The sequence below is a fragment of the Gordonia polyisoprenivorans genome (genome assembly GCF_017654315.1).
Lineage (GTDB): Bacteria > Actinomycetota > Actinomycetes > Mycobacteriales > Mycobacteriaceae > Gordonia > Gordonia polyisoprenivorans_A.
Map to the genome: position 1 here is coordinate 3,680,845 of NZ_CP072203.1, position 23,693 is coordinate 3,704,537.

The window sequence follows — 23,693 nt, forward strand, 5'->3', positions numbered from 1 at the left end:
CCGGATTCGTGTTGTCCGGGCGGTACCAGTATCGCGGGCGGGCGACATCGGCGCGTGTTGACGCGTTCGGTGCAGCCACGGTGCCCACGGCCCTCGGGTCCGGGCCAGTTCCGAGCTTACGACCCCGGCCCGGGTTACCGTCACGTCACAGGCGAACGCACCATGCGACGAGAATCACACGACCTGCTGACTTCACGGAGGAGTGAAACCGATGACCGACGCCGATCGGCCCCGCGACGTCTACACCCATGGGCACGCGTCGGTGGTGGTGTCCAGCCACGCGGCCCGCACCGCGGCGAGTTCGGCCGCCTACCTGATACCGCTCCTGCGGCCCGGGCTCGACCTGCTCGACGTCGGGTGCGGACCGGGCAGCATCACCGTCGATCTGGCCGAACTCGTGGCCCCCGGACGTGTTCGCGGCGTCGAGATCACCGACGCGCCGCTGGGTCGGGCACGCGAGCTCGCGACCGAGCGCGGCGTGGCGGTCGAGTTCGCGGTGGACGACGCGTACCGGCTCTCCGACGCCGACGACAGCGTCGACGTCGCACACGCCCACCAGGTTCTGCAGCATGTGTCCGATCCGGTCGCAGTGCTGCGGGAGATGCGTCGGGTCACCCGGCCGGGCGGGGTGGTGGCCGTCCGCGACGCCGACTACGCGGGGTTTCACTGGTGGCCGGCCGACGAACGCCTCGATGCCTGGCTCGATCTCTACTGCGCCGTGGCCCACGGCAACGGCGCCGAGCCCGACGCCGGTCGACACCTGCTCGCGTGGGTCCACGAAGCGGGTTTCACCGAGGTCACGCCGTCGGCGTCGGTGTGGTGCTATGCCACTCCTGCCGAACGGGCGAGCTGGGGCGAGATGTGGGCGCAGCGAATCCACTCCGATGTCGGGCGGATGGCCGTCGAGCGTGGGTTGGCCACCCCGTCGGACCTCGACGAGATCGCCGCGGCCTGGCTGCAGTGGGCGGCGCACCCCGACGGTTGGCTCGTCATCCCGCACGGGGAGATCCTCGCCCGCGCCTGAGCTCCCGGACAAGCTCCCGGACACCGCGACTGCGCCGGCCCCGGGCGTCAGAGCATCGCGGCGACCTCGTCGGCGATCGCCAGGCACGAGGTCAGGCCGGGTGATTCGATTCCGAACAGGTTGATCAGGCCGGGCACACCGTGGTCGGCTGCGGACTGGAACACGAAATCCCCGGCAGCGTGGCCGGGCCCGGTGACCTTGGGTCGGATACCGCAGTAGTCCGGTTGAAGTGCACCGTCGGCGAGTTCGGGCCAGTACCGGCGTATCGCGCTCTCGAACTCACCGACCCGCGTCGCATCGACGCCGTAGTCGACCTCGTCGATCCATTCGACGTCGGGCCCGAACCGGGCCCGGCCACCGAGATCGAGCGTGAGATGTACGCCGAGACCGCCGTCCACCGGAACCGGGTAGATGAGTCTGCCGAGCGGCACCGACCCGTGTGCCAGCGAGTAATAGCTGCCCTTCGCGAGATACCTCGCCGGCACGAACTCCTGCGCGAAACCGGTCAGTGATGCGGCGACGTCCCACGCGCGCAGCCCCGCGCAATTCACGACCGCATCGCAGCGCACGTCGCCGGATCCGTCGATGTCCAGCGACAGCGAGCCGTCGGCGCCGATCGATCCGGCGAGCACCGGGCTGTGGACCACCACCGTCGCACCGGCCTGCTCGGCGTCGATGCGCAACGCCCGCATGAGTCCGTGGGCGTCGACGATCCCGGTGGACGGAGAGAGGAGACCGGCGCACGCATGGAGGGCGGGCTCGAGATCGGCGAGTTCGGAGCCGTCGACGCGACGCAGGTCGGTGACACCGTTGGCGTACGCCTGTGCGGCGATCCGTTGCAGCTCCGGCTCCTGGTCCGCAGTGGTCGCCACGATCAGCTTGCCGAGCCGCTCATGTGCCACGCCCCGATCCCGGCAGTATCGGTAGAGCGCATCGCGACCGGCCACGCACCAGCGGGCCTTGCGGGTTCCGGTGGGGTAGTAGATGCCGGCGTGGATGACCTCGGAGTTGCGCGAACTGGTCTGTGTCCCAATCGAATCCTCGGCCTCGAAGACCACCACGTCGCGACCTGCGAGGGCGAGGCGGCGGGCCACCGCCAGTCCCACCACCCCGGCGCCGATGACCGCGCAGTCGATCCGTTCGGTCACCGGTGCGCAGCCGAACTCAGTCGGCGTCGTCGATGCGGAAGCCGACCTTCAGCGTCACCTGCGTGTGCGCGACCGCACCGTCGACGACATGTCCACGGGTGTCGACGACCTCGAACCATTCGACGTTGCGGGTCGTCTGCGACACCCGGGCGATGGCGTTGGCGATCGCCGCGTCCGAACCCTCCGACGAGGAACCGACAACTTCGACGACGCGATATGTGTGCTCACTCATGGCCCGATTCTGGCACGGCTGGGTGTCGCGGTGATCGGACTCGGCCGATCCGGGGCGATCCGGTGTGCCGGGTAGGGTTCTGCTGACCGTGCCGACGCCCGCAAAGGATGTAGTGATGACCGACCTCGGCAGCCCGCTGAGCTTTTCCCACGGCCCATCGTGGAAGAACCGGCTCGCGCTGGCGCCACTGACCAATCTGCAGAGCAACGACGACGGGACCCTGTCCGACGACGAATTCCGTTGGCTGGTGCGGCGTGCCGACGGCGGATTCGGGATGGTCATGACGTGCGCCGCCTACGTCAGCAGTGACGGGCAATCGTTTCCCGGCCAGCTCGGGGTCTCCGACGACGCCCACCTGCCCGGGCTGACGCGGCTGGCCGCGGCGATCTCCGACGCCGGCGCGGTGGCATCGATTCAGTTGCAGCACGGTGGGCGCCGCGCGGACCCGGCGCTGTCGGGACTACCGGCCGTCGCGCCGTGGGACGACTCCGAGAAGGGCGCCTCCGCGCTGTCGACCGACGGTGTCGAACGGATCGTCGGTGACTTCGTCTCCGCAGCGGTCCGCGCCGAGCGCGCCGGATTCCACGGCGCCGAAATCCATGGCGCACACGGCTATCTCCTCGCGCAGTTCCTCGACTCCCGCCACAACGAGCGGACCGATCGCTACGGCGGCGGCGCGTCGAACCGTTTCCGGATCATCCACGAGATCATCGACGGCATCCGCGCGGCCACCGGGCCGGATTTCCAACTCGGACTGCGGCTCTAGCCTGAGCGCTACGGCATCGTTCTCGACGAGTCACGGGCGCTGGCCGGTGAGGTCCTCGCCGATGGCGCGCTCGACTACCTCGACATGTCGCTCTGGGACGCATTCAAACACCCCTACGAGCCTCATCATCAGGATCGCCGACTGATCGACCACTTCACCGACCTCGACCGCGGCTCCACCCGACTCGGGGTGGCCGGGAAGATCCTCGATGCCGCCGGCGCGAGCGAATGCCTCTCCCGTGGAGCCGATTTCGTCCTGATCGGTACCGGCGCGATCCTGCATCACGATTTCGCACGCCAGGCCATCGCCGACGCCGACTACCGCGCGGTGTCGACGCCGGTGCACGTCGACCATCTGACGGCGGAATCGGTCGGTCCGCGATTCGTCGACTACCTCGCCGATCGCTGGGACGACTTCGTCATCCGGTAGCCGTCATCCGGTAGCCGCGGGCTACCGAGTCCTGAGCAGATGGTGATCGTCGCGAAGCCATCGGGCGAATCCGTCGCCGTCCATCTCGGTGGCGTGCAGACGGGGGAGCGCGTGACGGTTGTCGCCGTCGGTCGCGGGCATCGACACGCTCGTGCAGCCGACGGCGATCCCACTGTCGCGCACGATATCCCGCGCGCTCGCGTCGAGTCGGCCGAACGGATAGGCGAAGTGGGCCGCCGGACCGCCACGGAGTTCTTCCACCATCCGGTGACCGCCGGTGATCTGTGCGTGCTGACGGGACGGGTCGGCGTCGGTGAGCGAGACGTGGTCGAGGGTATGGCTACCGAGGCCGATCAGGGGATGGGCGGCGAGTTCGGCGAGTTGTTCGGCGGTGACCGGCAGACGTGCGGCGACCGGTGGCTGCACCGGCGCCCCGGACCACTGCAGAAGGGCGTCGACCGCATCGTCCTGTGCTGCGGGCTCGAGAAGCACGATCGCATCCCACAGCGTGCGGAACAGCTTTTGCCGCGCGGTCACCGGCGGGGCGGCGTCGGCCCGCCAACCCTCGAGTCGTGCTGCGTCGTCCGGACTCTCGTTCACGACGAAGCACCGGGGTGCGCCGCCGAAGGTCCATCGCAATTGTTCGGGTAGCGCGGGTGGATCGAGGATGGCGCGCTGCAGTGCGTCCCACCAGAATTCGCGTGTACGACCCACGGCGTTGCCGACCACGAAGATCGTCGCCGGGATCTCGAACCGCTCGAGGATCGGCAGGGCCGCGGTGAGGTTGTCGGCGTATCCGTCGTCGAAGGTCACCGCGAGGCGCGCGCCGTCGGCAGTGTAGGCGCGGTCGTCGGCAAAGGCGTCGAGCCCGACCGGCGCGCGCGCAGCCGCCAAGACCGCCATGTGTTCGGCAAAGGACTTGGGGGAGACACAGATCGCCCACGGATCGCACCGCTGCACGCAGACGCAGTGGTACATCAGGATGCCACCCCGCCGACGATGCCGTCGGACCCGGGAGCGCAGCACCCCGAGCGCGGCCCTACTTCTCGACATGGAACCAGGTCTCGCTGCCACCGGTGTCGGTCTCGACGGTGTCGGTGCGGACCGTCATGCCGTCGAAGTGGGCGAGGAATTCCTCTCGCGGGAGTTGCAGGGTGGGTATCGGTTGTTCGTTGTCGAGTCGTAACTCGCTGTCGCCCAGTGGCACCGACAGCATGACCGTCAACCGGCCGCCGGTGCAGGCAACGGCGTTGCGCAGGATGCGACGCCACGCCCAGGTGTGTTCGAGCACATGGGGGAGCACGATCGAGCGGGCCTGGGTGGTGCGGTCCTCGAGCTCACGCACGGTCAGTGCGCCCCAGTCGGCGACGCGTGGGGTCGCGTCGGTGGCGCCGAGGAACTCGGCGATCGAGCCGTATCGCGGGTCGGTCAGGTCCAGCGCCGGCCCGACCGGTGTGTCGGCTGCCGGCCGGTGGCGCTGATCGAGATCTCCCTTGCGGGCGGCGACGGTGAGGATCACCGGATACTCCGGGTCGACCACATCGAGCTCGGAGCGACGCAGCTCGTCCTGTGCCATTCCGTGGAGGAATGCGGTGGCCGACAGGACATTTCCGAACGCCCGCGCGTCGACGTTGCCGGGCGGGAACGTCGTGTCGAACAGTCGTTGCATCGACAATCGGGTGAACGACCAGTACCACGTCGAGTTCCACACCGGGTCGGCGACCTGACTGATGCCCGGCGCCGTGCACAGCAGCACTCCGCCCGGTGCGAGGAGGCGGTACAGGGTGCGCACCGTTGCGCGCAGATCGAAGATCATCTGCAGCGTCTGGGTGAGGATGATGCAGTCGTAGGTATTGCTCGGTACCTCGGGCGCGTCGGTGAGGTCGGCAACGTAGGTGGCGCCGGCGCCGTCGGACACGTGGAGCATGTCCGACCGGGTGACGCCCTGGCCGAAGCGCTCGGTATAGGTGCGCTCGCCGATCTCGAGCACCGACCCGGTGATCAGTCGCCCGTGTTCGGCGAGGAAGTTCTCGATGTAGTACCTGTCGACGGGACGTCCACGCGCCGAGCCGTATTCGCGGCAGATCGGTTGGGTCCGGCGCAGATCACCGAAGCGGACCCGGCCCACCCGCGGGCGTTGCCGGCGCTCGTTGAGCACCCGAATGGCGCGGCGGTAGTTGTCCTCCCCGAGTACCGCACGTGCCATCGACGTCCTGGTGGTCTGCTGCACCATCTCCGCATCCGTTCCATGTGGTGTCGTGGCGGTGTTGCGTCGTGGCGGACATGCCACGACGAGCCACCTGTCCTGTGAGTTAGGTTAGGGTAACCTGCGAACTTTCCGAGGGCGGTGCCGCCCCCCGGGAACGGACGAAACGCCCATCGTCGGACCAAGCCGGGCGAACGCTCCCGCAGCATCCGTGCCGCGCTCTACTGTGATGAGGAACACCAAGCGCGACCGGGGCGCACGCGGAGTTGGCGTGAACGTGCGCACCCATGATCACAGGGAGAGTGCGTATGACCGCGACCACCGAATCGACCGCCGACCTGACCACCGAACCGCTGCGTTCGCGACGCAATCACTGGAACAACCAGGTCCGCAGGCATGCCTTCATGACCCCCGACCGACCGGCGTTGCGGTTCCTGGGCCAGACCACCACCTGGCAGCAACTCGATGAGCGTTCCCGGGCCTTCGGTGCGGCGCTGGCCCGGCGGGGCGTCGGCTTCGGCGACCGCGTACTGATGGCGCTGCTCAACCGCGCCGAGTATGTCGAGGCGGTGTTGGGCGCCAACCTGATCGGTGCCATCCCGGTGCCGGTCAACATTCGGATGAGCCCGGCCGAGGTGGGCTACTTCATGACCGACAGCGGTGCACGGGTCATCGTCACCGAAACCCTGCTCGCACCCCTGACCCAGGCGGCCGCCGCCTCCACCGGCGGCATCGACCACACGATCGTCGTCGGCGGCAGTGAGGTCCCCGACCACCTCGACTACGCCGATCTGATCGCCGAGGACTCCGCCGATCTCCCCGAGATCGATGTGCCCGAGGACACCGTGGCGTTGATCATGTACACCTCGGGTACCACCGGAAAACCCAAGGGCGCCATGCTGACCCATCAGAACCTGCAGGCGCAGGCGGTGACGACGATCGCCGCGGCCCAGGACCACTCCGACGCCGACGTGGCCTCGGTGGTCCCGCCCATCTTCCACATCGCGGGCATCGCCGCGTTCGCGCCGGTGTTCTACCGGGGAGTGCCCGCCGTGATCCACCCGCTCGGCGCGTTCGACCCCGACGACATGCTCGACACCCTCGAACGGGAGGGCACGACGTCGGTGTTCATGGTGCCCGCCCAGTGGCAGGCGGTGTGCGCCGCTCAACGGGTCCGGCCGCGAAACCTCAAGTTGCGCACCATCAGTTGGGGTGCTGCACCCGCGTCGGACACGGTGCTCAACGCGATGAACGAGTCGTTCCCGCAGGCGCTCAACATGACTGCTTTCGGGCAGACCGAGATGTCGCCGGTCACGTGCATCCTCGAGGGCAAGGACGCACTGCGCAAGATCGGGTCGATCGGCAAGGTGGTGCCCGCGGTCACCGCCCGGATCGTCGATCCGATGATGAACGACGTGGCACCCGGCGAGGTCGGCGAGATCGTCTATCGCGGACCCAACCTGATGAAGGGCTACTGGCAGAACCCGCAGGCAACCGCGGATGCCTTCCGCGGCGGCTGGTTTCACTCCGGAGACCTCGTCCGTCAGGACGAGGACGGCTTCCTCTTCGTCGTCGACCGAGCCAAGGACATGATCATCTCGGGCGGTGAGAACGTGTACTGCGCCGAGGTGGAGAACGTGCTCTACGGCCACGAGAAGATCGCCGAGGCCGCCGTCATCGGACGTGCCCACGAGAAGTGGGGCGAGGTCCCGGTGGCGGTCGTCGTGCTCGCGGAGGGCGCCGACGACCTCACGCTCGACGACCTCGAGCCCTATCTGAACGAGAACCTGGCCCGCTTCAAACAGCCCAAGGATCTCGTCATCGTCGACGAACTACCGCGCAATGCCGGCGGCAAGGTCGTCAAACCGCGCTTACGTGAGGCCTACGGCAGCAAGGACACCGGCCTTCACTGACAACCGGACCGCCCCCGGTGACCGCGCAGACGTTGGCCACCGGGGAGACAGGCGGTCAGCCGGCGTAGTCGTAGAAGCCCTTGCCGCTCTTCTTGCCGAGGTAGCCGGCTTCGACCATGCGCGAGAGCAGCGGCGGCGGCGCGAAGTGCGGCTCGCGGAACTCCGCATAGAGCGATTCGGCCACGTCGAGGATGACGTCGAGACCGACCGTGTCGCTCAACGTCAGCGGGCCCATCGGGTGAGCGCAGCCGTTGACCATGCCGGCGTCGATGTCCTCCTTGGAGGCGTAGCCGCTCTCGTACATGCGGATGGCGCTCACCAGGTACGGGACCAGCAGTGCGTTGACGACGAAGCCGCCGCGATCGCCCGCCGCGATCGTGCGCTTGCCCAGGTGATCCCGCGCGTAGACGGTGACCGTCTCGATGGCCTGCGGCGAGCTCGCGAGACTCGAGATGATCTCGACCAGGGGCATCACCGGAACCGGATTGAAGAAGTGGACCCCCACCACGCGCGACGGGTCGGCGACGTCCTTGGCGATCCGGATGATGGGGATCGACGAGGTATTGGTGGCCAGGATCGCCTCGGGCGCGGTGACCTTGTCGAGTTCGGCGAAGAAGCCGACCTTGAGCGACTCGACTTCGGGAAGCGCTTCGATCACCAACTCACGATCTGCGAAATCGCCGACGGAGGTCGTCAGGGTCAGCCGCGACAGTGCCGCGGTGGCGTCGTCCTCGGAGATCTTGCCCTTGCTGACGCCACGGCCAAGAGACTTCTCGATGCGGGCACGAGCCGCATCGGCGGCGGTGTCGTCGCGCTCGAGTACGAGTACGTCATCGCCGGCGCGAATCGCGATCTCCGCGATACCGGCACCCATGGTGCCGCCGCCGACCACTCCGAGCTGTGTCATGAAAACCTCCACGTAGGCAGTAGTGAACCGACGCCAAGCGTAGTGCGATGCGCGCCGACGCAACCGACACCCTGGTTCACGCGTCGGGAGGCGGGCGCTGGCAAGCTGGGGGAGGCACCGCCGGAGGAGATCGAGCAGAGGGAGAGTGCACCGTGGCCACCGTGTCGTACGTCATCGCAGGTTCCGAGGCAACCGGAGGCGCCGGTCTGCAGGCTGATCTGCGGACATTCGCCCAGCTGGGCACTTACGGCGTAGGGACCATCACGTGCATCGTCTCCTTCGATCCGAAAGCCGGATGGGGACACCGATTCGTGCCGATCGCCGCGCCGGTCATCGCCGATCAGATCGAGGCGGCGACCGTTGCCCATGAACCCGAGGTCGTCAAGATCGGGATGTTGGGCACTCCCGAGACGATCACGACCGTCGCCGAGGGTTTGCGCGCCCGACCCTGGCGACACGTCGTCGTCGACCCGGTCCTGATCTGCAAGGGTCAGGAACCCGGAGCCGCGCTCGACACCGACAACGCCCTGCGCGAACACATCCTGCCGCTGGCCACCGTCGTGACCCCCAACCTGTTCGAGGCCGCGACACTGGCCGGAATGGACGAACTGACCGACATCGACGCTCTCGCCGAGGCGGCCCGGCGGATCGCCGATCAGGGTCCGGCCGTGGTGGTCGTCAAAGGCGGCGTTGGCCTACCCGGCGACGATGCCGTCGACGTGGTCTATGACGGTTCGGAGGTCACCGTGTTGCGCGCACCCAAGGTCGGCGAGGAGCGGGTGTCGGGTGCCGGCTGCGTCTTCGCTGCGGCGACCACGGCCGAATTGGCCAAGGGCGCAGACGTTCTCGATGCGGTTCACACCGCCAAGGAGTTCACCCACGCCGGGATCGAAACCCGGATCTCCTCGACCGCTCCGTTCGACGCGGTCTGTCCCCGGCTCTAGTCGGCCGGCCGGTGACCCCGAATCTCCGATTCCTCCCATGGAACGGATCGGCCGATTAGTCTCATCGCATGCATTGTGTGGTGATCGGTGGCGGATTGGCGGGACTGGCGTCGTCGGTGTGGCTGAGCGAGGCCGGACACCGGGTGACCCTGCTCGAACGCCGGGGATCGCTGGGCGGACGAACGATCTCGATGCCGGTCGCCGCGGTCGATGACGTCCCGGACAACGGTCAGCACGTCTTCGCCAGTGGCTATGAGCATCTGATGCGCTACCTCGAGAGCGTCGGCACCCGTCAGCACGTGGCCTTTCCCGGCCACATGACGATCCGGATGCCCGGTGGCGCGACGCGCCGCTCGGCCTTCGGCGGGATCGCTGGGCTGCGTGCGGCACTCGGCGATCTACCCGGCGTGCGCGGACTCGACCGTCTGCGGACCGCGCGTGCCCAAGCGCGACTGATCCGCCAGGCACTGCGTCAACCCGAGTGGCTCGATCAGATCACCGCCGACGAGTGGTTCCGCCGGCTCCGGATGCCTACGTCCGCACGAGAGGCGTTGTGGGACGGCATCGTCATCGGGCTGACCGGCGACAAGCCGGACATCTCCTCGGCCAAGGTTCCCGCCGACCTCCTGGTGACCGGTATCCGCAGGGCGCGGCAGACCCGGACGCCGATCTCCATCGGTTATCCGACCGTGGATCTCGACACGCTGTTCGTCACCGGTGCACAGAAGGTCTTCGCCGATGCCGGCGTCGAGGTCCGCCATCGGGCGGTGGTCCGGGCGGTCGAGGTCGTCGACGGGGCCGTCACCGGGGTCACGCTCACCGACGGCGAGTTCCTCTCGGCCGACGCGGTCATCTGCGCGGTCCCGGTGTGGAGCATCGGCGGGCTGCTCGATCAGGTGCCCGGTCACGACGAGATCTATTCGGCGAGCCAACATTTGACGCCCGTACCCATCGTCAGCGTCAACCTCTACCTGGACCGCCCGATCGGCATGGACGATTGGGGTGAGATCCTGCACGGTGGCGAGGGCGTCCTCGAACAGGTGTGGGATCGCCAACGGATGCACGGCCGGGATGCGGCACGCGGATATCTGTATTCGACCACCGTCTCGGCGGCCTACGATCTCATCGGCAAATCCAATGCCGACATCACCGACCTCCAGATGCAGATGCTGCGGCGCTACTACCCGGGCGCCCGGCGCGCGGAACTGATCCACGGTCACGTGGTGCGGATGCCGAAATCGACCTTCGCCCAACGGCCCGGGACTGCCGACATCCGGCCCGAGCAACGCACGTCGGTGCGCGGTCTGGCGCTGGCCGGGGATTGGACCCGTACCGATTGGACCACCACCATGGAGGGCGCATGTCAGAGCGCCGCCCGCGCGGTGGAGGTGATTCTCGAACTCGCCGAATCGCCCCAACCCGAATCACGCTGACCCGATTCACACCAACCCCAGTCACGCCGACCCGCCCCAATGGATCGGCCGGTGCGCGTTCAGCTTTCCGGGTCGCTGCCCGATGGTTGGCTGCCGGATACGTTGTCTCCGGATCCCTCGTCACCGGATCGGTTGTCGGCGGGGCGTTTGTCGGCGGAACGTTTGTCGAAACTCACCTGGATCTCCTGAAAGCCCTTGTGGCGCTGCGCCTTGGCTTGGGCCGCGTAGGCCGCCTTGTCGCCGGAGGTGAGCACCACGTTGTCAGTGAAGGGGGTGAGCATCGAGCGTGGGTAGAGCTTGTCGACCCGCACGGCATTGGCCTCGAGGCAGAACACGACGAGAATCGCCGCGATGTAGAGAAACGCGAGCAGACCCAGCACCACGGCGAACACACCTGTCGTCGCACTCGCGTTGGCGATGACATGCTGGACGTAGATGCTGCCGAAGCTCTGCAGGGCCTGCCATCCGATCGCGGCGGCGATCGCGCCCGGCAGCACGTCTCGGACGCCGAGCTCACGCACCGTACCGATGCGGAAAGCCACCACGAACAGGACCGCGGTCAACACCAGTGATCCCGCGATCGACAGCCATTTCCCCGTGGTGCCGAGGTCGACGGCCGCGATTGCGCCGTTGACCACGGTCAACCCGATGATCGCGGTGCCCACTGTCGACAGCAGCAGCATCCCGCGCAGACGCACGCGAATCGGATCGGGTCGGTCGTTGCGTGGCACCGCCCAGACGACGTTCATCGCGTTCTGGATGGCCACGGCGACGCCGAGCCCACCGTAGAGGGCGCCGACGACACCGATCGTCACCGCCACCGTTCCTCCGCTGAGCTGCCCGGGCTGTCCCAGCTCGGAACCGATCACCGGGATCTGCGACATCGCCGAGTCCACGATTCGCTCCCGCAGTTCGGGGTTGTCGCGCAGAACGAACTCCAGGACCGTGGTCAACAGCAACAGCAGCGGAAACAATGAGATGAACCCGTAGTAGGCGAGCAGTGCCGCGAGGTAACCACCCTGGTCGTCGAAGAACTTGTACGCCACCGCGAGGGGATAGCCGCTCAGCGGATGGCGACGCTGGAAACGGTCGACACCAGCGCTCAACGACATCGCACTCCACCTCGCTCGACGGTTCCAGCTCTCGATCACTTCGTCCACGATCATCACCGACGGCGCCGTCCTGGTGACGGAGGACAGCGCAACGACGGCGTGTTGGTCCGGTCCCACCTCGAGCAGTTGTCGCGAAGGCTTGACAACATACAACCACTTGGTTGTATGTTGGACTCGTGATCGAGGACGACGAGGATCGCGCCGACGCGATGTTCCACGCGTTGGCCGACCGCACCCGCCGCGACATCATGCGGCGGGTACTGGCCGGCGAACACTCGGTCTCGACGCTCGCGACGAACTACGACATGAGTTTCGCCGCAGTGCAAAAGCACGTTGCCGTGCTCGAACGATCAGGGCTGTTGACCAAGCGGCGTCAGGGTCGCGAGCAATTGGCCACCGGTGACGTGCACGCGGTGCGTTCGGTGGCGACGATGCTGACCGACCTCGAGCAGATCTGGCGCGGCCGGATCGGGCGGATCGACGACCTCATCGCCGACACCGTGGACCGGGAAATACACACACACGACACCGAAGTTGTCAGACACCAGGAGGATTGACCCATGCCCGTCACCGACGTCACCCACGACATCGATTCCCGAACACTGACCATCACCGCGGAGTTCGCGGCCCCACCGTCACGGATCTGGCAGATTTACGCCGATCCCCGTCAGCTGGAACGTATCTGGGGTCCGCCGAGTCACCCGGCCACCTTCGTCGACCACGATTTCACGCCAGGCGGACGGGTCACGTATTTCATGACCGGGCCGGAGGGGGAGAAGTACGCCGGTTACTGGATCATCGATTCCCTCGACGAGCCGCATGGATTCACCTTCCGTGACGGATTCGCCGACGAGGATTTCACCCCGGTGGACTCGCTGCCGGTCTCGGTCAACGAGTACAGCTTCGCCGACAAGGGCGGACGTACCGTGGCGACCTACCTGAGCAGATACGAGACCGCCGAGGCCTTGCAGAAGGTCTTGGACATGGGCGTCGTCGAAGGGGCTTCGGGGGCAATCAATCAGATCGACGATTTCCTCGCCGCCGGATAGTGGGCCGCGTCGCGTCGAGCATCGCGCAGACCTGCTCGTCGGTGAGTTGGGCGAAATCGTCGTACGCGCCGCCCACGCCGCGAAAGTGCTGTGGGGTCATCGGACAGATCATGACATCGGCCTCGGGAAAGTCGCGGTCGACACCTTCGGGGCCGACCGGGACCGCGACGATCAACTCGGCCGCGCCCTGGCGCCGCAGCGTGCTCAGGGCAGCACGCATCGTGGCGCCGGTGGCGACGCCGTCGTCGACGAGCACGACCGTCCCGCCCGCCACGTCCAGCATCGGCGCACCGCCGCGATAGACGCGCTCTCGACGGTTGAGTTCTTCTGTCTCCGTGGCGATCACCTCATCGAGATCGCGTTCGGTGGTGTGGGTGCGCGCGATGATCTCGTCGTTGGTGACGATCGTCCCATCGGCGGCGATCGCACCGGCGGCCAGCTCGGGTTGTCCGGGGACCCCCAGCTTGCGGACCAGGCAGATGTCGAAAGGACACCCGAGGTCGGCGGCGACCGGTAGCCCGACGAGGATGCCGCCGCGCGGCAACGCCAGCACCACGAGGCCGGCGCGCCCGCGCAGGTGTGACAACGACGCGCACAATCGGCGACCGGCGTCGGCACGGTCACGGTACGGGCGGTCGGATCTCATCGTTTCCAGCATCCACCCGCAGCGCTCCCGGCGTCCGTCGAACCGGGTGAAAAAACCGCCGGCAGCGCAGGACGCGACGATGCCGATGGACCTGCTCGTGTCACCGCAGGTCGGGTAGGCCGAGCGCGGCTCGTACCGTGCGGACCACTCCGTTCTCCGCGTTTGACGGAGCGAGGTGGGCTGCGGCCGAGAGGATCTCGGGATGGGCATTGGCCATGGCGTAGGAATACTCGGCGGTGCCGAGCATGGCCAGATCGTTGAGATAGTCGCCGAACACCATGGTCTGCGCGGGGGTGATCCCGAGGCGTTGCTGCACGGCGCGCACCGCCACCGCCTTGTCCACCCCGGGCGCCATCACGTCGAGCCAGTTGCGTCCCGAGACGACCACCTGCATCGCACCCTCGATGGTGGTCATCCGTGGCGCGGTGTCCTTCTCGACGTCGTCGAAGTCGTAGATCGCGACCTTGACGAAGGGACCGTCGATGCCGCGGAGATCCTCAACGATCTGATGCGAGTGATAGTAGGGACGCACCTGGGCGAGAAAGGGCTCGTCGGATCGCTCGACGAACGCGGTATCGGGGCCGCACAACACCACACCCACGTCGACGCCCGCCGTCGCGAGTTCTTGCGCCGCATCGAGGACATCGCGTACCGCGGCCGCGTCCAGTGTTGTGACACTGAGCTTTTCGGACCCTCGCGCGACCACCGCACCGTTCTCCGCGATCACCACCATCTCGGGTAGGGCGTGGCCGAGTTGATCGAGCAGCGTTGCCGCCTGCCGTCCGCTCGCCGGGCTGAAGACGATACCGCGGCGATCGAGTTCGGTGAGCAACGGCCACAGCGACTCCGGGATGCGCTTGTGCTCGTCGAGAAGTGTGCCGTCCATGTCGGTGACCACCAGCCGTAGGTCGGTGGGTACCGGCGGAAGGTGCGTTGTCGCTCGCTCCGGCGAGGCCATGTCGTCTCCGGTCACGCGATACGGTAACCCGCGCCCGGCCGGCGGGCCAAGGCGCCAGTGGGTGAGCCTTGCACGGTCGGGCCGGACAGGACTGCGCCCCAATCGGTTCGACCGATCGGGGCGCAGCGTCCACGCTCGGTCTACGCGGCCGGAACGACCTTGCCGTTCACCGTGACCTCGACCTTGTCGGTCGCGGAGTCCCAGGTGATCTTGCCGTGTTCGAAGGTGGAGGTCCGAAGCGTGCCGGACTCGGTCTCATCGCTCGTTGCGGTACCGAGTGGCCCCTGCGAGCCACCCTTCCCGTCGGTGGCCGGTTGACCGACGGCGTCGCGCGGCACATTCCACGCGTCGCGGATCTTGCCCCACGTGATGTACGCCGGCGTACCGGACTCGGCGTTCTTGGCGGTGATGACCCCTCCGTCGAACTGCTGGTACACCACGCCGTTGGCGCCCGTTCCAGACGCTTCCGCCCCTGTCTTCGGCTTACCCAGGTCGGTCTTCTGTTTGGCGGTCGCGGCCTCGTACTTCGTCGCGATGGGTCCGGTCAGGGTGACAGTCGTGCCGTCGGCTGCGGTCAATGCGACCGACGCGCCCTGCGCCTGGGCACCACTGGAGGAGGACGCGCTGCTCTCGCTCATCATCGATGATGCGGCCGACGAGGACGATGTCGCCGAATCGCTGTTGTCGTCACTACATCCCGCTGCGGTCAACACAGCCACGGACACCGCGGCGACACCGACTGCCATTCGCATGGTCTTCTTCATGATTTCCCTTCGGTTCTCACTGTTCTCGGCCAAGCGGATGGGCCCATCGAAAACGACCCATTCGGCAGGCTAACGAAGTTGTCATCATGAATCCAGGGTTCGCGAAGAACAGCATCCGGCGTGTCGACGCCGCGATCATCCGGACCCCCGTGCTCGAAGCGGTGGCGCCGGGACGCATTACGCTCGTCTGCATCGCCGAGGAAAGGACGTCGCACGCGTGGCGAAACGACCACAGATCGAGACTCTGACCCTGACCTCCGCGGAGGTGGGCGATGCCCACCAACTCGAACCGTATGCGACTGTCGAACTCGTCCGGCTCACCGACGTCGACCTCTCCGGACGTGATCTGAGCGGGCTGGAACTGTCCGGGTGCCGGCTGACCTCGGTGTCGCTGGACGACACCGATCTGACCGGCGCCCGACTCGTCGAGACCCGGCTCGAGGGAATCAACGCGCCACGGATGTCCATGCCGCGCAGCTTCATACGGCAAGTCGAGATCTGCGCGAGCCGCGTCGGGGCACTCGATCTCTTCGAATCCCGGATTCGGTCACTGGTGGTCGATTCGGCGAAGATCGAGCTGGCCAACTTCCGCGGCAGCGACGTCCGCGACGTGCTGTTCCGGGGGTGCATCATCGGCGAACTCGATCTCGTCGACGCCACCGTCACACGTATGGCCTTCGAGGACTGCACGGTGACGACACTCGATGTCCATCAGGCGACACTGTCCGACGTCGACCTACGTGGACTCGACATCGGCACGATCCATCACCTCGACGGATTGCGGGGATGCACCATCGACAGCGAGCAGGCGCTCGGGCTCACCGGGCACTTCGCGGCGCACCTCGGCATCGCCGTCGACTGACGCACTCGGGTGATACCGTGGCTGCCCGTGCACGGCGACCTCGGGGGAGATCAGTGAGCCATCCGACACAGGGCAACCAGCCGGACCCGAATCAGCAGCCTGATCATCGACACTACGGCTTCGTGCCGCCCGGCTACCAGCAGCCGGGCCACCAACCACCCGGGTATCCGACCGAACCTCATTGGTACCCGGGGGCTGCGTATCCGGGCCACCCCATGGCGCAGCAACCACCAGCCTGGGACGCCGGAACGCCGGGCGGCCCCGGCGGGCCGCCGCGCGGTGGGGGCAGCGGCAAGGCACTCGCGGTCATCGCCGCGGGAGTGATCCTGATTCTCGTCGTGGCCGTCGCTGCGGTGGTACTGGTGGTGCGCTCCACGCACGACGATCACGACACCTCCGCCAACGCCGCGCAGTCGTCGTCGGCACTCCCGAGCACCACCACTCCCACGCCGTCCAGTTCACCTTCGGCATCGGCTCCGGCAGCCGCACAGTGTCCACCGGCCACCGCCGCCCCCGATACCCCGGCCGGATGGCACACCGTCGCAGGCAAACGCGGTCTGGCCTATGACGTCCCGTCCAACTGGAAGGTGGCGAGCTGCGGCACACTCGTCGGCTGGGAGAAGCGGTGCAACGACGGCCCTTTCGGCTACTGCGCGATCCGAACCATGAGCGGTGCGGCCACCCTCGACGTACCCGGCTGTGGTGACAACTCGGTCGCGGTCTCCGGGCTGCCGGGTGCATCGAACACCACCGACATCGACAAGGCGGTTCATGTGGAGGCGTCGCTGGTTGCCGGCATCTATACCTCGGACTCCGGACACGTCCCGACGGTGCACCTCGGCCCACCCCGACAACTCACCGTCGGCGGGGCTCCCGCGGTACAGATCGTCGCATCGGTGAGCGACATCGCGACCTCGAACTGTGTCGGCCCCACCGCCATTCATTCCATGGTGGCCACAACGGTGCCCGGACAACAGGGGTGCGTGCTCTTCGTCATCTCGGCTCCGCAGGGCGTTCCCGACGCGGTCAGTCCCGCCGTCGTCGCCGAGATGGTCTCGACGCTGCGCCGGGCGAGCTGAGCGGTGTGTTCACCGACCACCGGCGGTGTGGAAGTCGTAGGCCGACTCGGCATGTTGTGCGTCGTCGATGCCGTCGACCTCGTGCTGGCGATCGGCACGTAGACCCATCGTGTACTTGAGTGCGAGACCGATGATCCCGGTGACGACGACGGCGTAGGACAGTACCGCCACCACAGCCACCGCCTGGCGCCACAGCTGATCGAATCCGCCCCCGTAGAACAGCCCGTCCACGCCGGCCGGTGCAGAGCTCGAGGCGACCAGGCCGATCATCAGGGTGCCGACGACACCACTGACGAAATGCACCCCGACCACGTCGAGCGAATCATCATAGCGCCAGCGGAATTTCAGTTCGATGGCGTACGAGCTGAGCGCACCGGCGACAGCGCCGATCGCCAGCGCGCCGAGTGGCGTCACCGCCGAACACGAGGGCGTGATCGCCACCAGGCCGGCGATCACACCCGATGCCGCACCGAAGGACGTGGGCCGACCGTGCCGGGCGTATTCGACGACGAGCCACGACACCATCGACGCCGCGCCCGCCCCGAGGGTGTTGACCGCGATGATCGCCGCAGACCCGTTGGCCGCCAACGCCGATCCGGCGTTGAACCCGAACCAGCCGAACCACAACAGACCGGCCCCGAGCATGACGAACGGCAGATTGTGCGGACGCATCGGATCCTTGGGCCATCCGCGCCGCCGTCCCAGGAGGATGGCGAGCACCAGCGCCGACGCACCCGAATTAATCTCGACCGCGGTACCACCGGCGAAGTCGATGGCCTTGAGGTGAGCGACGATCCAGCCGCCGTGCTCTTCGGTCAATCCGGGTGCGCTGAACACCCAGTGCGCGACCGGGATGTACACCAGCAGCGACCAGATGGTTGCGAACACCACCCACGACAGGAACCGCATCCGGTCGGCGACCGCACCGGCGATCAACGCCACGGTGACCATCGCGAACCCGGCCTGGAAGGCGACGAACAGGATCGCGGGAATCGTGCCGACGAGCGGGATCGTCGTCGGATGCGCGGCATCGTGACCGAAGGTGTGCTCGAGGCCCGGGAACGAGCCGAAACTCCCGATCAGTCCCGCGTGATCGTCACCGAAGGCCAGCGAATATCCGACGACGACCCACAGGATCCACACGATGGGGATCGCCGACAGACACATCATCATCATGTTCAGGACGCTCTTGGAGCGGACCATGCCGCCGTAGAACAGTGCGAGAGCGGGTGTCATGAGCAGGACGAGCGCGAATGCCACCAGCATCCACGCCGTGTCGGCACCGTCGGGAATACCGTACTTGGGGAACATCGCCGCCTTCCGTTGCGTCCGGGCGACGAAAGTCTATCGGCTCAATATTCTTCGGCTGCAGGGGATTAGACTATCGAGCCAAACCGGCATTTCGGGCTTTCGGGGCGCCGTCACAACACGTCGTCGACGACGCGGCCGGACTCCACCCGCCACCGGCGATCGAGGCGGACGGTCGCGATCATCCGCCGGTCATGGGTCACCAGCAGCAACGCCCCGTCATAGGCGTCGAGCGCCTTCTCCAACTGCTCGATCGCGGGCAGATCGAGGTGGTTGGTCGGTTCGTCGAGCACCAGCACGTTGGTGCCGCGGGCTTGCAGGAGCGCCATCGCGGCACGGGTTCGTTCACCGGGGGAGAGCTCGGCGGCCGGGCGTTCGACGTGGCCGGCCCGTAACCCGAACTTCGCCACCAGCGTTCGGATCTCGGCCACCGAGAAGTCCGGCAACAACTCTTCGAAGCGCGCGACGAGCGCACTGCCGCCCCCACCGAGCTGGGAACGCGCCTGGTCGATCTCACCGATCGCCACACTCGCGCCCAGCGACGCCCGCCCGGAATCGGGTTCGACGCGGCCGAGCAGCGCGCGCAGCAGGGTGGATTTGCCCGCCCCGTTGGGGCCGACGATGCCGATCCGCTCGCCGGCGTCGACCTGCAGCGAGACCGGGCCGAGGACGAAATCACCCTGCCGGACCACGACCTCGTCCAGGGTGGCGACCACTGAACTCGACCGCGGTGCCGACCCGATGGAGAAGTCGAGAACCCACTCCTTGCGCGGCTCGGCGACCTCCTCGAGGCGTGCGATGCGGCTCTCCATCTGCCGTACCTTCTGGGCTTGTTTCTCGCTGGAATCGGCGGCTGCCTTGCGGCGCAGCTTGTCGTTGTCGGGCGCCTTCTTGATCGCGTTGCGCACACCGTGACTCGACCACTCCCGCTGAACACGTGCGCGGGCGACGAGGTCGGCCTTCTTGTCGGCGAATTCGTCATAGGCCTCGCGCTTGTGGCGACGCAGTACCTCGCGTTCCTCGAGGTAGGCGTCGTAGCCGCCACCGTAGATCGTGGTGGTGTGCTGGGCGAGGTCGAGCTCGAGTACGCGGGTCACCGTGCGCGCCAAGAATTCTCGGTCATGACTGACGAGGACCACCGCCGCGCGCAGGCCGTCGACGAAGGTCTCCAGACGTTGGATTCCGTCGAGGTCGAGATCGTTGGTCGGTTCGTCGAGAAGCACGATGTCAAAGCGTGACGCCAGCAGGGCGGCGAGTCCGACCCGCGCCGCCTGTCCACCGGACAATGAGGTCATCAGCGTCGACCCCAGGTCGAGGTCACCGCTGTGCCCGGCGCCGCGCAGACCCAGGTCGGCCAGGATCGCCGGTAGTCGCTCATCGAGGTCGGCTGCACCGGTGGCCAACCAATGATCCAGTGCCGCAGCGTAAACATCGGCGGGATCGGGTCCACCGGGAGGCGGATTCGACGACAACATCTCGGCGGCAGTATTCATCGCCTCGGTTGCCTGCGCACATCCCGTCCGGCGCGCCACATACTGCGCGATGGTTTCGCCCGGAACACGTGCATGCTCCTGCGGCAGCCATCCGACGAAGCCATCGGCCGGCGCCGGTGACACTTCACCCTCGATGGGGTCGAGATCGCCGGCAAGGATCCGCAGGAGCGTCGTCTTTCCGGCGCCGTTGGCGCCGACCACACCCACCACGTCGCCGGGCGCCACGGTGAGATCGAGTCCCTCGAACAGGGTGCGGTGGCCGTGGCCACCGGCGAGGTCCTTGGCGACGAGAGTTGCGGTCATGCCCTCATGATTCCCCACCCTGCCGGTCCGCGGTCTGCCGGTATCCGGGATGTCGTAACGCACTCATTCACAGATCGCGCCCCGTGACGCCGAGGTGACCAGCTTGGCGTACTTCGCGAGGACGCCGCGGGTGTAGCGCGGCGGCAATGGGCTGAATGTTTCTGCACGCGATACCAATTCGTCGGCGTCGACGAGCAGGTCGAGGGTACCCGACCCGACATCGAGGCGGATCCGGTCCCCGTCGCACACCAGGGCGATCGGTCCGCCGTCGACAGCCTCGGGGGCCACATGCCCGACGCAGAGTCCGGTCGTGCCCCCGGAGAAGCGGCCGTCGGTCATCAGCAGCACGTCCTTGCCGAGGCCGGCGCCCTTGATCGCACCGGTGATGGCCAACATCTCGCGCATACCCGGCCCACCCTTGGGGCCCTCGTAGCGGATGACGACGACGTCGCCCGCGGTGATGGTGCCGTCCTCGAGGGCATCCATCGCCGCGCGCTCCCGATCGAAGACGCGTGCCACCCCCTCGAACACGTCGGAATCGAATCCCGCGGATTTCACCACCGCCCCACCCGGCGCCAGAGATCCGTTGAGGATGGTGATCCCGCCCGTGGGATGAATCGGAGAATCCAGGGCGCGTAACACTTTTCCGTCCGGATCCGGCGGTGCGATGTGGGCGAGGTTCTCGGCCATGGTGGCCCCGGTGACGGTGAGACAGTCGCCGTGCATCAATCCGGCGTCGAGGAGTGCCTTCATCACGACCGGGAGGCCACCGATGCGGTCCACGTCGGTCATGACGTGGCGGCCGAACGGCTTGACGTCGGCGAGATGCGGTACGCGCGAACCGATCCGGGCGAAATCCTCGAGAGACAGTTCGACGTCGGCCTCATGTGCAATTGCGAGCAGATGCAGGACGGCGTTGGTCGACCCGCCCAATGCCATCACCACGGCGATCGCATTCTCGAATGCCTCGCGGGTCATGATGTCGCGCGCGGTGATCCCGCGGCGCAGGAGTTCGACGGCCGCCGCGCCGCTCTTGCGCGCGAACTCGTCTCGCCGGCGATCCGGTGCCGGCGGGGCGGCGCTGCCCGGCAACGACATCCCGAGGGCTTCGGCGACCGCAGCCATCGTGTTGGCCGTGTACATCCCGCCACAGGCGCCCTCACCGGGGCAGATGGCACGTTCGATGGTGTCGACATCGGCGCGACTCATCAGGCCGCGCGCACACGCGCCGACCGCCTCGAAGGCGTCGATAATCGTCACCTGATGTTCGGAGCCGTCGGCCAGTGTCGCGTAGCCGGGCAGGGTCGAACCGGCGTAGAGGAACACGTTGGCGAGGTCGAGTCGCGCCGCCGCCATCAGCATTCCGGGCAGCGACTTGTCACAGCCGGCGAGCAGCACCGAACCGTCGAGGCGCTCGGCGCTCATCACGGTCTCCACGCTGTCGGCGATCACCTCGCGCGACACCAGGGAGAAGTGCATGCCCTCGTGGCCCATCGAGATGCCGTCGGAGACCGAGATGGTGCCGAACTGCAGGGGATAGCCACCGGCCTCGAACACCCCCTCCTTCACCGCGGTGGCCAGGCGGTCCAGCGACAGATTGCAGGGGGTGATCTCGTTCCACGACGAGCCGACGCCGATCTGTGGTTTGGCCCAGTCGTCATCGCCCATCCCGATCGCCCGCAACATCCCGCGGGCTGCGGTTCTCTCCAAACCGTCGGTGACATCGCGGCTGCGGGGCTTGATGTCCACCTCGGGTGTGGACTCACTCTCGGGACTCATGGTGCCCACCCTAGAACCGTTGGCGTCCCAACGCGGGCCGTTGGTCGACGAGTCCGGGTGTGGTTACGGGATTGCGATTTCAGACCGCCTGGCCACGAGCGGTTTTACGCTGACCTGATGAGTGTGCACCCCCACCCGGCGGCGGTGAGAGATCGTGACGACCTGCGCCTCCCGCGGTGGGTGATCATGTGGTTCACCATCACCGCACTGATCCAGACCTACGACGCCTGCTACGAACTGCTCGGCTCGATCTCACACCGGGGTGGTCCTCTGGCGTGGTTGTGGCCGGGGCACGTCTACTACTCGACCTTCGACCATCGCTATGCCGGGTTCGACGCATTCGGCAGCGCGCAGAGCTGGGCCAATCTCCTCGAGGTGATCGCTCTGGTCTGGGTGCTGACGCATCGGCGACGATTCTCGGCCGTCGTGGTCGGGCTCGTGGTCAGCGTCGCCACCTTCTGGAAGACCGTGCTCTATTTCCTGGTGGAGATCTGCAGCGGACTCGACATGACCCGACAATCACTGGTGCGCGGCGATCTCGGCGGCTTCCTGATGGTGGCGGTGCTGCCGAACCTGATCTGGATCGTCGTTCCGGGTGTGGTCATCGTCGTTCTCGGGAGGCAGGTGCTGCGAGTGGGTGCCGCGCCGCCGAACCGGTAGTCGCCGAACGCGTTTCGCAACAGCGTCTAACCGGTGGTCTCGGCGGCCAGCCGGCCCAGAGTGTCCTCGAGTTGATCGGCCGACACGAGCGGGAACTTCACCTGCTGCAACAGGTCTTTGTCGGTGACCTTGGACCAGTCGTAGGTGTGGCGCACGAGCGTGGCGTCGGGACCCTGGGATTCCAACTCCCACACCCATTCCCATCCGGGAGGCTCGGTGCCGGCGGGTGCGGTCTGCCATGCCAGCAGTTTGTCCTTGGCGTAGCCGGTGACGTGGTTGTCGGTCTTGTACTCACCACCCATGTGCGGGCCGTCCATGTTCATGGTGAACACGTCGCCGACCTGCTGGATACGGTCGGCGTGCTCGACGCCGCGAATGAATCCGGAGCCGTCGAGTTTCTGATGGCGCTGCGGGTTGCTCAGGACGCCGAAGACCGCATCCACCGGTGCGTCGATGACCCGTTCCACTGTGACACTCGTTTGTTCGCTCATCACTCCACCGTGCCCAAGGGGCGTCGACTTGGCAACCAGCCATCGGGGGACAGCTGTCGGATCGTCGGCTACTGCCCGTAGGTATGGCGCAGGTTCGCGTTCACCAGGAGCACGGGCGACGTGGCTGACGATCGGGGTCGACGAGATCGTCGAAGATCACCCAGGGCGGCGCAGGCTGGGAACGGCG

At 67.1% G+C, this 23,693-nt stretch carries 22 protein-coding genes and 1 pseudogene; 10 read left to right on the top strand and 13 right to left on the bottom strand.

The features are described from left to right. Positions 1 to 211 precede the first annotated feature (211 nt). Positions 212 to 1,024 (top strand): methyltransferase domain-containing protein, encoded by an 813-nt coding sequence (locus tag J6U32_RS16515; RefSeq protein ID WP_208791282.1) that lies wholly within the window; start codon positions 212 to 214, stop codon positions 1,022 to 1,024. 47 nt (positions 1,025 to 1,071) lie between these two features. Here the strand turns inward: J6U32_RS16515 and J6U32_RS16520 are convergent, their stop codons facing one another. Then, a complete protein-coding gene (locus J6U32_RS16520) occupies positions 1,072 to 2,172 on the bottom strand; it encodes an NAD(P)/FAD-dependent oxidoreductase (protein WP_208791283.1) in 1,101 nt (366 codons plus the stop codon). Positions 2,173 to 2,188: 16 nt separating this feature from the next. Then, positions 2,189 to 2,404: a dodecin gene (locus J6U32_RS16525; RefSeq protein ID WP_208791284.1), complete on the bottom strand. Its 216-nt coding sequence runs from the start codon at positions 2,402 to 2,404 to the stop codon at positions 2,189 to 2,191. Between the two features lie 115 nt (positions 2,405 to 2,519). On the opposite strand from J6U32_RS16525, the pseudogene J6U32_RS27715 reads away from it, so the two are divergent. Further along, a pseudogene (locus tag J6U32_RS27715) lies at positions 2,520 to 3,599 on the top strand (NADH:flavin oxidoreductase). A gap of 21 nt (positions 3,600 to 3,620) precedes the next feature. Here J6U32_RS27715 and J6U32_RS16535 read toward each other — a convergent pair. Beyond that, positions 3,621 to 4,652: a polysaccharide deacetylase family protein gene (locus J6U32_RS16535; RefSeq protein ID WP_244332050.1), complete on the bottom strand. Its 1,032-nt coding sequence runs from the start codon at positions 4,650 to 4,652 to the stop codon at positions 3,621 to 3,623. Beyond that, on the bottom strand, positions 4,639 to 5,832 hold the full coding sequence (locus J6U32_RS16540; protein ID WP_208791285.1) for a methyltransferase domain-containing protein: 1,194 nt from the start codon (positions 5,830 to 5,832) through the stop codon (positions 4,639 to 4,641). Before J6U32_RS16540 ends, J6U32_RS16535 begins: the two co-directional genes overlap by 14 nt. A 281-nt stretch (positions 5,833 to 6,113) precedes the next feature. Between J6U32_RS16540 and fadD5 the strand changes: the two genes are divergently transcribed. Then, positions 6,114 to 7,718 (top strand): fatty-acid--CoA ligase FadD5, encoded by a 1,605-nt coding sequence (gene fadD5 / locus J6U32_RS16545; protein ID WP_208791286.1) that lies wholly within the window; start codon positions 6,114 to 6,116, stop codon positions 7,716 to 7,718. 55 nt (positions 7,719 to 7,773) lie between these two features. Here the strand turns inward: fadD5 and J6U32_RS16550 are convergent, their stop codons facing one another. Further along, positions 7,774 to 8,625, bottom strand: a complete 852-nt coding sequence (locus J6U32_RS16550) for a 3-hydroxybutyryl-CoA dehydrogenase (RefSeq protein WP_208791287.1) — start codon at positions 8,623 to 8,625, stop codon at positions 7,774 to 7,776. Between the two features lie 152 nt (positions 8,626 to 8,777). Between J6U32_RS16550 and J6U32_RS16555 the strand changes: the two genes are divergently transcribed. Together J6U32_RS16555 and J6U32_RS16560 are read left to right on the top strand one after the other, a co-directional pair. Beyond that, the gene (locus tag J6U32_RS16555) at positions 8,778 to 9,569 is read left to right on the top strand and encodes a PfkB family carbohydrate kinase (protein WP_208791288.1); all 792 of its coding nucleotides are present in this window, start codon (positions 8,778 to 8,780) and stop codon (positions 9,567 to 9,569) included. Between the two features lie 68 nt (positions 9,570 to 9,637). Next, on the top strand, positions 9,638 to 11,002 hold the full coding sequence (locus tag J6U32_RS16560) for a hydroxysqualene dehydroxylase (RefSeq protein ID WP_208791289.1): 1,365 nt from the start codon (positions 9,638 to 9,640) through the stop codon (positions 11,000 to 11,002). A gap of 59 nt (positions 11,003 to 11,061) precedes the next feature. On the opposite strand, the gene J6U32_RS16565 is transcribed toward J6U32_RS16560, so the two are convergent. Next, on the bottom strand, positions 11,062 to 12,114 hold the full coding sequence (locus tag J6U32_RS16565; protein WP_208791290.1) for a YihY/virulence factor BrkB family protein: 1,053 nt from the start codon (positions 12,112 to 12,114) through the stop codon (positions 11,062 to 11,064). Between the two features lie 176 nt (positions 12,115 to 12,290). Here J6U32_RS16565 and J6U32_RS16570 point away from each other — a divergent pair, with 176 nt between their 5' ends. Further along, complete coding sequence (locus tag J6U32_RS16570) at positions 12,291 to 12,671, top strand: ArsR/SmtB family transcription factor (protein WP_208791291.1); 381 nt, start codon at positions 12,291 to 12,293, stop codon at positions 12,669 to 12,671. A 3-nt stretch (positions 12,672 to 12,674) separates the two neighbouring features. Beyond that, the gene (locus J6U32_RS16575; RefSeq protein ID WP_208791292.1) at positions 12,675 to 13,163 is read left to right on the top strand and encodes an SRPBCC family protein; all 489 of its coding nucleotides are present in this window, start codon (positions 12,675 to 12,677) and stop codon (positions 13,161 to 13,163) included. On the opposite strand, the gene J6U32_RS16580 is transcribed toward J6U32_RS16575, so the two are convergent. The 3 genes from J6U32_RS16580 to J6U32_RS16590 form a co-directional block, all read right to left on the bottom strand. Further along, positions 13,129 to 13,821 (bottom strand): phosphoribosyltransferase, encoded by a 693-nt coding sequence (locus J6U32_RS16580; RefSeq protein ID WP_208791293.1) that lies wholly within the window; start codon positions 13,819 to 13,821, stop codon positions 13,129 to 13,131. The genes J6U32_RS16575 and J6U32_RS16580 overlap by 35 nt on opposite strands. A gap of 88 nt (positions 13,822 to 13,909) precedes the next feature. Continuing rightward, a complete protein-coding gene (locus J6U32_RS16585; protein WP_208791294.1) occupies positions 13,910 to 14,782 on the bottom strand; it encodes a Cof-type HAD-IIB family hydrolase in 873 nt (290 codons plus the stop codon). A gap of 125 nt (positions 14,783 to 14,907) precedes the next feature. Beyond that, positions 14,908 to 15,531: an LGFP repeat-containing protein gene (locus J6U32_RS16590; protein ID WP_208791295.1), complete on the bottom strand. Its 624-nt coding sequence runs from the start codon at positions 15,529 to 15,531 to the stop codon at positions 14,908 to 14,910. Positions 15,532 to 15,748: 217 nt separating this feature from the next. Here J6U32_RS16590 and J6U32_RS16595 point away from each other — a divergent pair, with 217 nt between their 5' ends. Together J6U32_RS16595 and J6U32_RS16600 are read left to right on the top strand one after the other, a co-directional pair. After that, positions 15,749 to 16,393, top strand: a complete 645-nt coding sequence (locus tag J6U32_RS16595; protein ID WP_208791296.1) for a pentapeptide repeat-containing protein — start codon at positions 15,749 to 15,751, stop codon at positions 16,391 to 16,393. A gap of 53 nt (positions 16,394 to 16,446) precedes the next feature. Then, positions 16,447 to 17,472 carry a hypothetical protein gene (locus tag J6U32_RS16600; protein WP_244332052.1) on the top strand — a complete coding sequence of 342 codons (1,026 nt, stop codon included), beginning with the start codon at positions 16,447 to 16,449 and terminating at the stop codon, positions 17,470 to 17,472. 9 nt (positions 17,473 to 17,481) lie between these two features. On the opposite strand, the gene J6U32_RS16605 is transcribed toward J6U32_RS16600, so the two are convergent. From J6U32_RS16605 to ilvD, 3 genes are all read right to left on the bottom strand, one after another. After that, entirely contained in the window at positions 17,482 to 18,783 is a 1,302-nt protein-coding gene (locus tag J6U32_RS16605; protein WP_208791297.1) for an ammonium transporter, read from the bottom strand. A gap of 110 nt (positions 18,784 to 18,893) precedes the next feature. Continuing rightward, on the bottom strand, positions 18,894 to 20,576 hold the full coding sequence (locus tag J6U32_RS16610; protein WP_208791298.1) for an ABC-F family ATP-binding cassette domain-containing protein: 1,683 nt from the start codon (positions 20,574 to 20,576) through the stop codon (positions 18,894 to 18,896). Positions 20,577 to 20,639: 63 nt separating this feature from the next. Then, positions 20,640 to 22,355: a dihydroxy-acid dehydratase gene (gene ilvD, locus J6U32_RS16615; RefSeq protein WP_208791299.1), complete on the bottom strand. Its 1,716-nt coding sequence runs from the start codon at positions 22,353 to 22,355 to the stop codon at positions 20,640 to 20,642. A 117-nt stretch (positions 22,356 to 22,472) separates the two neighbouring features. Here ilvD and J6U32_RS16620 point away from each other — a divergent pair, with 117 nt between their 5' ends. After that, positions 22,473 to 23,015 (top strand): hypothetical protein, encoded by a 543-nt coding sequence (locus J6U32_RS16620; protein ID WP_208791300.1) that lies wholly within the window; start codon positions 22,473 to 22,475, stop codon positions 23,013 to 23,015. Between the two features lie 26 nt (positions 23,016 to 23,041). Here J6U32_RS16620 and J6U32_RS16625 read toward each other — a convergent pair whose 3' ends face one another. Beyond that, positions 23,042 to 23,506, bottom strand: coding sequence for an SRPBCC family protein (locus tag J6U32_RS16625; RefSeq protein ID WP_208791301.1), 465 nt, complete (start codon positions 23,504 to 23,506; stop codon positions 23,042 to 23,044). Positions 23,507 to 23,693 lie beyond the last annotated feature (187 nt).